The organism is Marinobacterium alkalitolerans, from assembly GCF_017776525.1.
Taxonomy (GTDB): domain Bacteria; phylum Pseudomonadota; class Gammaproteobacteria; order Pseudomonadales; family Balneatricaceae; genus Marinobacterium; species Marinobacterium alkalitolerans.
In genome coordinates this window covers 128,008-140,073 of sequence record NZ_JACVEW010000002.1, presented here as the reverse complement: position 1 = coordinate 140,073, position 12,066 = coordinate 128,008, and the positions used below count along the sequence as shown (strand labels likewise).

At 57.7% G+C, this 12,066-nt stretch carries 10 protein-coding genes; 4 read left to right on the top strand and 6 right to left on the bottom strand.

Annotation, left to right across the window (positions count from 1 at the left end; genetic code table 11):
* Nucleotides 1-140: 140 nt before the first annotated feature.
* Both H9C73_RS01950 and H9C73_RS01945 read left to right on the top strand, forming a co-directional pair.
* Nucleotides 141-812 (top strand): response regulator transcription factor, encoded by a 672-nt coding sequence (locus tag H9C73_RS01950; protein WP_328797918.1) that lies wholly within the window; start codon nt 141-143, stop codon nt 810-812.
* Complete coding sequence (locus tag H9C73_RS01945) at nt 793-2,181, top strand: sensor histidine kinase (protein WP_209286097.1); 1,389 nt, start codon at nt 793-795, stop codon at nt 2,179-2,181. The genes H9C73_RS01950 and H9C73_RS01945 overlap by 20 nt, the downstream gene beginning before the upstream one ends.
* A gap of 83 nt (nt 2,182-2,264) precedes the next feature.
* Here H9C73_RS01945 and H9C73_RS01940 read toward each other — a convergent pair whose 3' ends face one another.
* The 6 genes from H9C73_RS01940 to H9C73_RS01915 form a co-directional block, all read right to left on the bottom strand.
* A complete protein-coding gene (locus H9C73_RS01940) occupies nt 2,265-3,233 on the bottom strand; it encodes a GGDEF domain-containing protein (protein WP_209286096.1) in 969 nt (322 codons plus the stop codon).
* A gap of 184 nt (nt 3,234-3,417) precedes the next feature.
* Nucleotides 3,418-4,350 carry a bifunctional OB-fold nucleic acid binding domain-containing protein/MaoC family dehydratase gene (locus H9C73_RS01935; protein WP_209286095.1) on the bottom strand — a complete coding sequence of 311 codons (933 nt, stop codon included), beginning with the start codon at nt 4,348-4,350 and terminating at the stop codon, nt 3,418-3,420.
* A 3-nt stretch (nt 4,351-4,353) separates the two neighbouring features.
* Nucleotides 4,354-5,565 (bottom strand): thiolase family protein, encoded by a 1,212-nt coding sequence (locus H9C73_RS01930; RefSeq protein ID WP_209286094.1) that lies wholly within the window; start codon nt 5,563-5,565, stop codon nt 4,354-4,356.
* 18 nt (nt 5,566-5,583) lie between these two features.
* Nucleotides 5,584-7,413 carry a long-chain-acyl-CoA synthetase gene (locus H9C73_RS01925; RefSeq protein WP_209286093.1) on the bottom strand — a complete coding sequence of 610 codons (1,830 nt, stop codon included), beginning with the start codon at nt 7,411-7,413 and terminating at the stop codon, nt 5,584-5,586.
* 38 nt (nt 7,414-7,451) lie between these two features.
* Nucleotides 7,452-8,081 carry a nuclear transport factor 2 family protein gene (locus tag H9C73_RS01920; RefSeq protein WP_209286092.1) on the bottom strand — a complete coding sequence of 210 codons (630 nt, stop codon included), beginning with the start codon at nt 8,079-8,081 and terminating at the stop codon, nt 7,452-7,454.
* A 7-nt stretch (nt 8,082-8,088) separates the two neighbouring features.
* Nucleotides 8,089-8,820, bottom strand: coding sequence for an SDR family NAD(P)-dependent oxidoreductase (locus H9C73_RS01915; protein ID WP_209286091.1), 732 nt, complete (start codon nt 8,818-8,820; stop codon nt 8,089-8,091).
* A gap of 225 nt (nt 8,821-9,045) precedes the next feature.
* Here H9C73_RS01915 and H9C73_RS01910 point away from each other — a divergent pair, with 225 nt between their 5' ends.
* Both H9C73_RS01910 and H9C73_RS01905 read left to right on the top strand, forming a co-directional pair.
* Entirely contained in the window at nt 9,046-9,876 is an 831-nt protein-coding gene (locus H9C73_RS01910; protein WP_209286090.1) for an alpha/beta fold hydrolase, read from the top strand.
* A gap of 50 nt (nt 9,877-9,926) precedes the next feature.
* Nucleotides 9,927-12,056: an NAD(P)/FAD-dependent oxidoreductase gene (locus H9C73_RS01905; RefSeq protein ID WP_209286089.1), complete on the top strand. Its 2,130-nt coding sequence runs from the start codon at nt 9,927-9,929 to the stop codon at nt 12,054-12,056.
* The last annotated feature ends 10 nt before the right edge of the window (nt 12,057-12,066 follow it).

Sequence of the window (12,066 nt, the reverse complement as noted above, 5' to 3'; positions counted from 1 at the left end):
CAAGGTCGTTGAACACAGTTACAGGCTAGCGCTCGCGGCGTTTCCAGATACTTTCCACATCATTACAAAGCTGTAATGTTGAAACCTTTAAGGTGCCAGACAGCAGGTGCAGTGGTAATTTATGCGTTATGAAGATATTAGTGATCGAAGACGATGCCACCATTGCAGGCTATGTTGCTAAAGGCTTTCGTGAACATGGCGACACCGTCGATACGGTGGCTGATGGCAATGACGGCTTTCACATGGCGCTGGAAGGCGACTATGACCTGGTGATTGTGGATGTCATGCTGCCCGGTCGCGATGGTTTGTCTGTTATTGAGGAGTTACGGGGGGGTGGGTGCACGGCTCCCATGATTATTCTCAGTGCAAAACGCTCGGTTGAAGACCGTGTCCGAGGCCTTGAGACTGGCAGTGATGATTACCTTACCAAGCCGTTCTCATTCAGCGAACTTCATGCCCGTGCCCAGGCTCTTATGAGACGCATCTCTTCGCTTCCAGAAACCGGCATTCAGTCCAAACTCAGTTTCCAAGACCTGTGCCTGGACCCTGTTACCAAATCGGTCACGCGTTCTGGCCAAAAAATTGCGCTGCAACCACGCGAATTCAAGCTGCTTGAATACATGTTGAGAAACCCGGGAAAGGTGCTGTCAAAAACCATGATACTCGAGCATGTCTGGGAGTTCAGCTTTGACCCCCAAACCAATGTTGTAGATGTGCTGGTGTGTCGCCTGCGTGCCAAGGTCGATAAGGACTTCAATACAAAGCTCCTACACACCCTCCGCGGAGTGGGATATGTTCTCAAGACTGATTAAGGCACGCCGCATCAATACGGCGCTTGAACTGACCTTGAAGTTTACTCTGCTGTTTTTTATTTCCGCACTGGTACTCTTCATCACCGTGGACTCTCTTCTCCACCGAGCCCAGCAAGATAAGGATCAGCAACTGATCAGCTCTTTTCTGGAGAGCTATCAACGACTTGAGCAGACCGCAGGGCTGCACAAACTGGACGTAGTAGTAGAACGCGACACCCCCTACTTTCAAAGATCTGATATGTGGCTGGAGCTGACCGACGATGAAGGCGAGCGGTTGCTGCATGTACAACCGGAGCAGTGGAGCCCGACGCAGTCTCTCTTGCTGCCGGCCATGCAGGACGGTGAATGGGCTGAAGGGACCTTCGGTGCTGAAGGATCCAGGTTTTTAGTGGGCCAAATCAGCCTGGATGACAATGCACGCCTGCGCATTGGCAAATCGCTTGCACACCGGGCTGAGCAGCAAGCAGAGTACAGAAAAATCATTTTAATCGTCATGCTGCCGCTGCTCGGGGTCGGCTTGTTACTGGCCTACTATATGAACTGGAGGGCGCTCAGGCAGGTGAAAGACCTTGCAGAGACAGTGCGCAACCTCAAGACAACCGATCTGGATGCAAGAGTCCCTGTCCGAAACCCTCATACTGAGTTGGGTGAATTGGCTCAGTTATTCAACACCATGCTGATTCAGATTAGTCGCCTGATTCGCGGTATGCAGCACTCGTTGGACGCCGTTGCTCATGACTTGCGTACCCCTTTGGCACGCATGCGTTTAAGTATCGAGTCAGCCGTTGGGTGCGATGACGTAAAACCCTTGAGAGAAGCCTTGCTGGATTGTGCGGAAGAAAACGCAAGAATCGAGGGTATGCTCAAGACTCTCATGGATATCTCAGAGGCAGAAAGCGGGATTCTGACGCTTCATCCTGAGCCGATAGACCTGTATGAAGCCGTTAAGGATTGTGTGGAGCTCTATCGGTATGCTGCGGAAGATCGGGGTGTCAGGCTACAGGTGGAAGGCCAGCCTGTTACAGTCAATGCTGACAGAGTTCGTGTACACCAGGTTTTATGCAACTTGATTGATAATGCGATCAAGTACAACAAGCCTGGAGGGGACGTACATATCTCCCTCAATGAGTTATCCGCGTCTGCCGAAGTGGTAATTACAGATGAGGGTGCGGGCATAGACCCCAGTGAGATGGAACTTGTTTTCAACCGGTTATATCGCGGGAACAAGAGCCGCAGTGAGCCTGGCGTGGGTCTGGGTTTGAGTCTAGTTAAGGCGATCGTAGAGGCGCATGATGGCAGCATCACCATTGCTCCCCCTGAGAACAAAGGGTGCAAGATATCGGTTGTACTGCCAAGGCTCGTAAAGTAAAGCCAACCTGGCTCAGATTTTACTTCGTGACCTCACGAAGTAGATTCTGCGTTCGAGCCCCTCTTGGATACTGGCTGCTTTTATCAATCGATTCTATACAGCTCGTATTGAGATTGATCATTTCTTTTGGCCTCATACATCGCTGAGTCGGCATGTTTGAGCACCTGCTCAAGGCTGTCACTGTCGCCATTGATAAGCCTGACTCCAATGCTTACATGGCAGAAATGCTCACGACCATCCAGGTCATAAGGCCGCTTCAGCCTTTCAACCATCTGCTGACAGATCAGCTGTGCCTGTGCTTCTGCATTCCGAGCATCCGGCCCCAGAGCTTCGATGACGACGACAAACTCATCCCCCGCCCAGCGCGCCACAAAGTCCTGTGAGCGCACACTGGACCCCAGCCGATCGGCAAACTGTTTCAGCATCATATCGCCCATGTCATGACCATTTTGATCGTTGAGCTGCTTGAAGTTGTCCAGGTCCATAAACAGCACGGCTGCATGCAAACGGGTCTGCTGACAGGACTTGAGCGTCATTTCGAGACGCTTTTCCAATAACAGTCGATTGGGCAGGGATGTGAGCGGGTCGGTATAGGCGAGCTTTTCGATTTCGAGCTGTTCCTGCTTGCGCTCGGTGATATCCCTTGAGAGCGCAATAAACCGCAGCGGCTCGCCCACCACTGGCTCTTTTTTAGCCATTGATACTTCAAACCAGCGCTCCCCAAGTGGCGTGGGCAGCAGAATTTGAGTCCCGTTCGAATAGCCGCTGATACTGGTCTGCTTGATCGCCAGCATCACCGCCTGAGCCGCTTCAGGCGGCATGACTTCCGAGACGGTATAGCCGAGCAGCTGTTCCGGAGGCGCTACCAGCAAATCCGAACGCAGGGCACGAAAGTCATAGTGCCGGCCCTCGGCATCCAGCTCAAACATCAGGTCCGGGATGGCATTCAGGGTAGAAGACAGGCTGTTTTGGACAGCATCAGGCGTGCCGGAAGCCTTGTCTTCAGAAAACATCAAACTCTGCAGGATTCGGTTCCATACAATCTTGAGCATCAGGTATCGGCTTCCGATGATGGTATCTGTTTACATCATAGCACTCCCATTCACCGTTAAAGCGACTCAGATACTGGCTCCGGGCAATTCTGCACAGATAGCCACAAGAAGATGCCAGAGCAAAAAAAGCCGCCCGTCTTTCGAGGGGCGGCAAGCAAAGCACACAGCATGAACATGAAGGTGATCAGCGATACAGGATAACCAGATCGTTGATAACCGAAGGGCGGTCATTACCCACCACGTGGATATTGACCTCAAGGGTCAGCGCAGTGCCCTTGCGGGACTGCTGCACCGACTTCACCCGCGCCCGGGCCTGAATCTCGGATCCGGCCGGAACGGGTGACGGGAAACGCAGACGGTCAGAGCCGTAATTGACCATGGTCTGGAATCCCGTAATTTCAAACGGCAGCGCGAAGGTTAAGCGCGACTGCAGAATCTGGACGAGAGCACCATGGGCGATGGTGGTGCCGAAAGGACTGTCCTTGGCAGCGCGTTCCGGATCGGTATGAATCCAGTAGTTGTCTCCGGACAGCTCAGCGAACGCATTGATCAGTTCCTGATCGACCACAATGCTGTTGCTCCAGTCGGTGAACTGATCACTGACCAGTGCCTGCAGGGCGACCGGGTTGTCGACGCCAACCTGTACCTGGCCCTTGTCGTTGCGCGGCAGGCTGTCCAGCGGGTTCTCATACGGCAGGCTATCCAGTGCCTTGTCGGCAGCGGTGAAGCGCAGCAGGGTATTGCCCTTGGCATCCACCTGATCCAGCACAGGTTTAAGCGCCATGCCAACCTGGATCTCGTCTTCCTCAAGCCCCACCAGCGTGGTATTGACGCGTACGCCCTGCTCCAGCTCGACTACTGCCAGCGCCTGAGGCATCTCGTCGGCAAACTCCGGCAACGTCGGAATGCGGGTCAGGGTGTAGCTGTACAGCGTGCCCTTGCCGGACACCGGCTTCCACTCAAGATCATGAGACAGGCAGTGAGTGCAGTGACGGCGCGGGTAGAACACCCAGCCTTCACAAGCGTTACATTGCTGAATACGGATCTCGCCTTCGTTCAGCCCCTGCCAGAAGGGCTTTGAGATCTCGGTCATTTCTGGCATCGGTTTCAGACTCATGACTTAGCCCCCCTGCAGAATCAATGCACCCTGTTCACTCATCACGCCGCCGGTTCCGGAGACAAACACCTGATCACAACGCTTGAGCTGACGTGCATCGGCACGACCGGCGATCTGGGTGTAGGCTTCGATCACCTGAGAGAAACCACCGGCACTGCCGGCCTGACCGAAGCTGAGCTGACCGCCGTGGGTGTTCAGCGGGAAGTTGCCCTTGAAGGTGAGATCGTTCTCCTTGATGAAGCGCATCCCCTCACCTTTCGGACAGAAACCGGCATCCTCCAGCGACAGCAACACGGTGATGGTGTAGCAGTCGTAGATCTGCGCCGCGTCCATATCCTGCGGTTTGACGCCGGCCATTTCGAAGGCGCGCTTGGCCGCAGCCGCCACCGGGGTGACGGTCATGTCGTTGGCATAGGACGGCGACTTGAACGACAGGCGTTCACCAAAGCCCTTCACATAGGCCGGACGGTGTTTGGTGCGCTTGGCCACATCCCTGGACGTGACAATAACAGCGGCGCCACCGGCCACAGGCATAACGATCTCCAGCACGTGCAACGGGTCAGCGACCATCTTGGAGCCAAGCACGTCTTCGACGGTCAGCGGCTTGCCGTAGAACATGGCATCCGGGTTGGCCTGGGCATTGGTACGCTGATCGACACAGATCTTGGCCATGGCTTCAGGGTCGTAGCCATACTGGGCCGCGTAGCGTTGGGCAATCATGGCGTAGCCGGTGTTCTGCCCCATATGACCATAAGGCAGGTCAAACTCGGCTTCGGGTGCGCCGTAGGCGGTGCTGTGGCCGCCAAAGCGCATGGCGCGGGCCATCCAGGCCGGGTCTTCGCTGGGACCAAAGGGTGCCATGCGCATCGGAATGACGCAGAGCACGGCTTCACATTGCCCCATCTCGATGGCCGCAGCCGCCCGCCAGATCATCCCGACCGGGGTGCATCCTCCCAGATCGACCACTTCAGCAAAGTTCAGTTCGATACCCAGATACTCGGCCGCCATCGCCGGTACAAATACCGAGGCTTCATGAAACTGGGGCCCGTTGATCACCAGGCCATCCAGGTCGCTGGCCTTCAAACCAGCATCCTCCAGTGCCCGTGAAGCCAGATCAGCCACCTGCTCCAGGTGGAACATCTGCGGCGCCGTGGCATATTTTTCCGGTTTATACTGTGCCGCACCTACGATCGCGGCATCTCCTCTCAATCCCATCATCATCTCCTGACGCGATCAGTGATATTCAAACGGTGGCAGGCCCGCATCGGCCAGCGCTTCCGGCGAGTAGGGGCGATAAGTACCCGCTTTCTCGTCACGCACGTAAAGCGGATCAGCACAATGCTCGGGGCTGTAGCCCTGACGCTGCAGATCGACCTTGCGCAGCTTGAAGGTGGTGGTCATATCCGCTGCCTTGCTCACCCGTACAAACTGGGGCGCGGCATAGCGCGGAATACGGGCCTCGGTCAGCTCGTAAAAGGCCTCGGGGTCAAAGCTCTGCCCCTCCTGCATGACGATAGCCGCCATGCCGGCACGCCCTTCGTGTTGAGGCACCTGTACCCCGTAGATGTTGATCAGCTCAGCACCCTTGAAGTCTGCCAGCGCACTGGCAACCTCCTGTGTGGACACGTTCTCACTCTTCCAGCGGAAGGTGTCGCCCACCCGGTCTACAAAGTAGAAATAGCCGTCTTCGTCATAGCGCAGCAGATCGCCGGAACTCCACCAGGCATCGCCTTCACTGAAGACATCGCGCAGAATCTTTTTCTCGCTCGCTTCCGGGTTGGTATAGCCCTCAAAGCGACCACCGCCGATTTCAGGGTGGTTGATGATCATGCCAATGCCCTCGCCGACCTCACCCGGTTCGCACTGGATGCAGAACCCGTTTGCGTCGCGCAGGTGAGCGTCGTTTTCGATATCGTAGCGGATCAGACGGAAGTTGGTCTTGTTCCAGTCCGGCACCCGACCACAGGAGCCAATGCGGTTATCCACGTTGATCAGGTTGGTATTGGCTTCGGTAGAGCCCCAGCCTTCGTAGATATCCATCTGGCCAAAACGCTCAACCCACTTGCGCCAGGACTCGGCCGTCAGACCAGCCCCCATCATGCAGCGCAAGCGGTGCTCACCGGCCTCTGCATCCTGATTCAACAGGTAACGGCAGATCTCTCCAATATACTGGCAGACGGTCACGCCGTTGTTGCGCACATCCTGCCAGAACCGGCTCACACTGAACTTGCGGCGAACCAGAATACTGGACCCCGCCCGCAGCGCCGTGGACGTTACTGAGGTTGCGGCCGCACCGTGGTAGAGCGGCAGACAGCAATAGAAAACGTCTTCAGGCGTCGCATCAATGGTTACCTCCATCACGTCACCTGAGCAGAGCCAGCGCATGTGGCTGTAAATCGCCGCCTTGGGCAGCCCTGTCGTGCCGGAGGTGAAGATCAGCAGCGTTGGGGTTTCGGATGTAATATCCGCCCGCAACGAGCGGTCAACCGGTGTATCGGGGGCCTGCTCCAGCGCCTTTATGTAGGCATCCGATAGCCCGTCCAGGTCTGCAGCACTTGCCGGCTTTTCCGCATCCGGCTGCAACCACAGGGGAACCTGGATACCGGGGGTCTGGGCGAAGTTGTGGGCACACTCTTCACCCACGATGGCCGCTTTTGCATCAGTCGTTTCCAGCGCATGCACCAGCGGATGACCATTGATCTGTGTATTGATGAAAGCGACCACCACACCGATTTTGGTCAGGCCAAACCAGGTGGTAAAGAACTCGGGGCGGTTTTCCATCGCCATGGCGCAGACATCACCGGGCTTGAGCCCGCATGCCAGTGCAGCCTGAGCCACGCGGTCAGCACGGCGGTTGACTTCGGCATAGCTGAGCCGTGTATCGCCGTAAATCAGAAAGGCATGCTCACCCAATGTGCGGGCCTGCTCCTCAAGCCGGTCTGCCAGAGTGTAGTGATCCAGCGGCTTGATCAGCCCTGCAGCCCGGGAGCGGCGATCCAGCTTGCGCTGAGTCTCTTCACGCGGCACAACCGCGGGAGACGCTTCAGAAAGATTGGAACTCATGCGCTCATTCCTTCTTGTTGTTTGTCCGGACGCGCCTGTCAGCGCACTCGGATTTTTGGCGCCGGCGTGTCGCCGCGCATGGTTTGCAGAAAGCGATTCATCGGTGCGGGTTCAGCCACTTGCGGCAACGCATTCTGTGCCGGCCGTTCGCGCCAGAACTGCCCCCATGAGGGAAAGAGCCCGTGGAATGTACCCTCATAAGGCTCGCGTCCCGGCCAGCGCATTTTCATGTCGCCAATGGGCGGTTTGTTCAGGTCGGTTGCGTACCAGTAACAGGGCAGGCGGCGGCGGAAATACCACTGGCCGTCGATGCGCTCGTAATCGTCCCAGTAGAGCATCTGCATGATCACCCACTCGGGGCCTGTCTCATGTTCGTTCTTCGAGTACACCACACCGATCGCGTGGTCTTCGTCGATAAACTCGATAATGTGCTGCCCGACATGGTGGGACGTGCCCGTGAACTGATCACGCAGCGTAGTATCGACCCAGGCCTTCAGATGCTCGCGGCCAACCTTGTCGCGCCCCACACGGATGTCCGGGGCGAAGAGGTTCACATGTGCATCCAGGTCGCGCATGTCCAGCGACAACGAATATTTGCCCGCCAGCTGGCGGATCGCTTCGGTGGACTCCAGGCGGTCGATGCGCTGTTCCAGTGTCATCTCAGCCATACGCACCTCAGATGAATACCATGCCGCCGTTAACAGCGATGTTTTGTCCGGTCACAAAGCCGGCATCATCACTGGCCAGGAAAGACGCCACCTTGGCCACATCTTCCGGCTCGGCCATGCGGCCCAGCGGAATGGCACTGATCATCTGCTCCATCCACTCCTCGGGGATGCCCTGCATCATCGGCGTATTGGTGGCGCCCGGCACCAGGGTATTCACGCGAATGCCATTGGGCGCCAGCTCACGCGCGATGCTGCGGGTCAGGCCCATAACACCGGCCTTGGAGGCGACATAGTGGCTCGGGCCTTCACCTGAAACGGCTGCAGAGCTGGACACGTTGATGATGGCCCCTCCGCCGTTTTCCAGCATCAGGCGTGCTCCTTCACGGCAGCACAGGAAGGTGCCCTTGAGGTTCACACCGATGACTCGGTCCCAGTTTTCATCCGGCGTGTTCAGAAACTCATCCACGGCACCGGTACCGGCATTGTTGACGACCACATCAAGACGCCCGAACGCCTCTTTCACCTGTGTCATCGCACCCTTGACCGATTCGCTGTTGGCGATATCACAGGCGATGGCGATCACTTCACCTTCCGCCGCTGCCGCCGTCTGCTCGGCCGCCTCCTGATTGATGTCCACGGCAGCTACCCTGGCACCCTGCGCCGCAAAGTGTTTGACGATCGCTTGACCCATACCCTGCCCGGCGCCGGTTACGAAAACCACCTGGTCCTGATGTTTCATCACACATGCCTCCACTGTGCCGTCCGGCACATCCTGTTTCGGTTCTTGTTGTGTGATGCATATTCAACGAGGGGAAAAGAGGCGACATCGTCCATCAAGACTAACCCGCCTCCCGCCTGCACTGGTCTGAATGGACGATGCCGCTTGCATGGCCGGGTAAGAGGATGTTCACAACCCGATCTGTCAGTGGTGCACAGCGCACCGCCCCATAATAAGGAGAACACTATGGATCATCAGGACCTGCCTCTGCCAATCGGCCATTACGCCCAACTCGAAAATGGCCTGACACTGCACTACCTGGACGTGGGTGAAGGCCCGGTCGTACTCTGGCTGCACGGCAGCGGACCCGGTGCCAGTGGCTACAGCAACTTCAAAACCAACTATCCCGTATTTACCGAGGCCGGGTACCGCAATATCGTGCTCGACCTGCCCGGCTTTGGCCGCTCAAGCAAGCCGGAAGACGCCCACTACAATCTGGAATTTTTTGTCGAGTGCCTGAACCAGTTCCTGCAGGCCACCGGCATTGAACGCTGCACGTTGCTGGGCAACTCACTGGGCGGAGCCATTGCACTGGGACAGGCCCTGACACACCCAACGACCGTTGATCGTCTTGTCCTGATGGCACCCGGTGGCGTCGAAGAGCGGGAAACCTATTTCCAGATGGAAGGCATCCAGCGCATGGTGGAAGTCTATGGTCAGGGCCCCATGGGGGTGGAAGAGATGCGTCAGGTAATGCAGCTTCAGCTGTTTGACGCCTCTCAACTCGAAGACGAGCTGCTGGCAGAGCGCGCCGCAGTGGCCGTCACTCAGCCGGCCAACCTGTTCTCGACCATGATGGTGCCCAACATGACCAAGCGCCTGAGTGAGCTGACCTGCCCGATCCTGGGTTTCTGGGGCAACAATGACCGGTTCAACCCGGTCGAAGGCGTGTTCAAGTTTCTCGACAAGGCACCCGAGGCACGTTTTCTGATGTTGAACCGCTGCGGCCACTGGGTTCAGGTCGAGCATACTGACCTGTTCAACCGCACCTGCCTTGATTTCCTGCAACAGGGTTGAAGCCATGTCCCCTGTCACTGCACACTCAATGTTCATTCAGGAGTAACTCCATGGCCGCGTTTCAGCATCTTTTCATACCCGGCAAAATTGGCTCAATGGAGCTGAAGAACCGCATTCTGATGGCCCCGATGGGCTCCAACTACGCCGAGCAGGATGGCACCTGTGGCGAGCGTATTCAGGCGTTCTATGAAGCCCGTGCCAAGGGTGGTGCAGGCATGCTCACCATGGGCGTGTGTTCCATCGCTTATCCGGCCGGTACCGCCGAGCCGTTTCAGGTCGGCGTTTCGTCTGACGATTTCATTCCCGGACTCAAGCAGCTGACCGACCGAGTGCACAGGCACGGCGCCAGGATCGCCATGCAGCTTCAGCATGCAGGCAAGACCTCGGTACGCGACCTGGCCGAAGGGCGTGAGCTCTGGGTGCCCTCAATGCCCCCGGCTGCCAATACCGACATGTTTGCCTCGCTGACCCAGTCGGAGTTGGGCCGCTTCATCAGCTCATCCAAGGGCCGGGAAAAATCCGGCGTGCGCATCCGTGTGATGGACAAGGACGATATCCGGCAGATGGTCACCTGGTTCGCCGATGCGGCGGAGCGCGCGAAAAAAGCCGGCTTTGACGGGGTCGAAATCCATGCCGGCCACACCTATATCATTGCCGGTTTTCTCTCGCCCTATTACAACCGGCGTGACGACGAATATGGCGGCCCGCTGGAAAACCGCGCCCGCCTGTTGCTGGAAGTGATCCACGCCGTGCGTGAGCGGGTAGGTCGAGACTTCCCGGTCTGGATGCGTATGGATGCCATCGAGCTGGACCTGCCCGGCGGGATCAGCCTTGAGGACGCCACCCGCACCGCTCAGATGGCGCAGGAAGCAGGTATCGATCTGGTCAGCGTGTCGGCCTATGCCAACCTGAGCAGCGGTAACGCCTTCACCAAAGCCCCGATTCCACAAACCCGGGCCATGTTCCTCGACTGGGCCGCCCACATGCGCAAGGCGTTGGATATTCCGGTCACCGCAGCAGGACGTATCGACCCGGATGTTGCCGACAAGGCAGTTGCCGAGGGCAAGTGCGACTTCGTGGCCATGGGCCGCAAGCTGCTTGCCGACCCCGAACTGCCCAACAAGCTGAGAGACAATCGTGCAGCCGATGTGCTTCCCTGCATCTACTGTTATGCCTGTGTCAGCCAGATTTTCGTTAACGAGCGCGTCAAATGTGCCGTCAACCCGCAGACCGGTCACGAATCCGAACTGCAGCTGATCGCCAGCGACAGCCCCAGGAAAGTGCTGGTCGTAGGCGGCGGCCCTGCCGGACTGGAAGCCGCCCGTGTCAGTGCCCTGCGCGGTCATCAGGTCACGCTGGTGGAGCGCAGCGGTCGACTGGGTGGCACCCTCTTCTTCGCCGCGCTGGCCTACCCCGAGAACGGGCCGCTGCTGGATTACCTGATCAAGCAGGTGCGTGACCTGCCGATAGATGTGCGGCTCAACACCAGCGCTGACGACGCCCTGATTAAGGCACTGCAACCCGATCAGGTGATCGTAGCCGTTGGTGCCAGCCGCAACGCGCCGGATATCCTGGGTGCCGACCAGAAACACGTCTGGTCAGGGGACGAGCTGCGCAAGCTGATGACCGGTGAAGGCGATGAGATTGCCAAGCGCAAGCTCAGCGTCACCCAGCGCATGATGATGAAATCAGGTTCACTGGTCGGTGTCACGGACAGCACAGAAGCGATGCAGAGCCTGTCCAAACTCTGGATGCCGCTGGGCAAAAACGTGGTCATCATCGGGGGCGGCCTGGTCGGACTGGAGCTGGCCGAGTTCCTGGTCGAGCGCGGCCGCAAGGTGCAGGTCCTCGAACCCGGCCCGGACTTGGGGGCCGAACTGTCGATCGTGCGCCGCTGGAAAGTGCTGCATAACCTGGACACGCATCAGGTCAGCCTGCAGAAAAACGTTCAAGTACAGGGCATCGGCAAAAAGAGCGTCCAGTACATCGATGCCGACGGCACGGCTCAGGAGATCACGGCCGACTCTGTCGTTCTCGCCATTGGCGCCGAACCCAACCCAGGCTTCAGTCAGTCACTGGCCCAGCAGGGCATCGAAGTGATCAACATCGGTGACGGCAACGAAGTGGCCTATATCGAAGGGGCCCTGAAAACCGGGATGAAAGCAGCAATCACGCTTTGATGACAGGGCC

Coding starts and splice junctions, on each gene's coding strand:
- H9C73_RS01945 (WP_209286097.1), top strand. CDS start 793: ATGTTCTCAAGACTGATTAAGGCACGCCGCATCAATACGGCGCTTGAA.
- H9C73_RS01940 (WP_209286096.1), bottom strand. CDS start 3,233: ATGCTCAAGATTGTATGGAACCGAATCCTGCAGAGTTTGATGTTTTCT.
- H9C73_RS01935 (WP_209286095.1), bottom strand. CDS start 4,350: ATGAGTCTGAAACCGATGCCAGAAATGACCGAGATCTCAAAGCCCTTC.
- H9C73_RS01930 (WP_209286094.1), bottom strand. CDS start 5,565: ATGGGATTGAGAGGAGATGCCGCGATCGTAGGTGCGGCACAGTATAAA.
- H9C73_RS01925 (WP_209286093.1), bottom strand. CDS start 7,413: ATGAGTTCCAATCTTTCTGAAGCGTCTCCCGCGGTTGTGCCGCGTGAA.
- H9C73_RS01920 (WP_209286092.1), bottom strand. CDS start 8,081: ATGGCTGAGATGACACTGGAACAGCGCATCGACCGCCTGGAGTCCACC.
- H9C73_RS01915 (WP_209286091.1), bottom strand. CDS start 8,820: ATGAAACATCAGGACCAGGTGGTTTTCGTAACCGGCGCCGGGCAGGGT.
- H9C73_RS01910 (WP_209286090.1), top strand. CDS start 9,046: ATGGATCATCAGGACCTGCCTCTGCCAATCGGCCATTACGCCCAACTC.
- H9C73_RS01905 (WP_209286089.1), top strand. CDS start 9,927: ATGGCCGCGTTTCAGCATCTTTTCATACCCGGCAAAATTGGCTCAATG.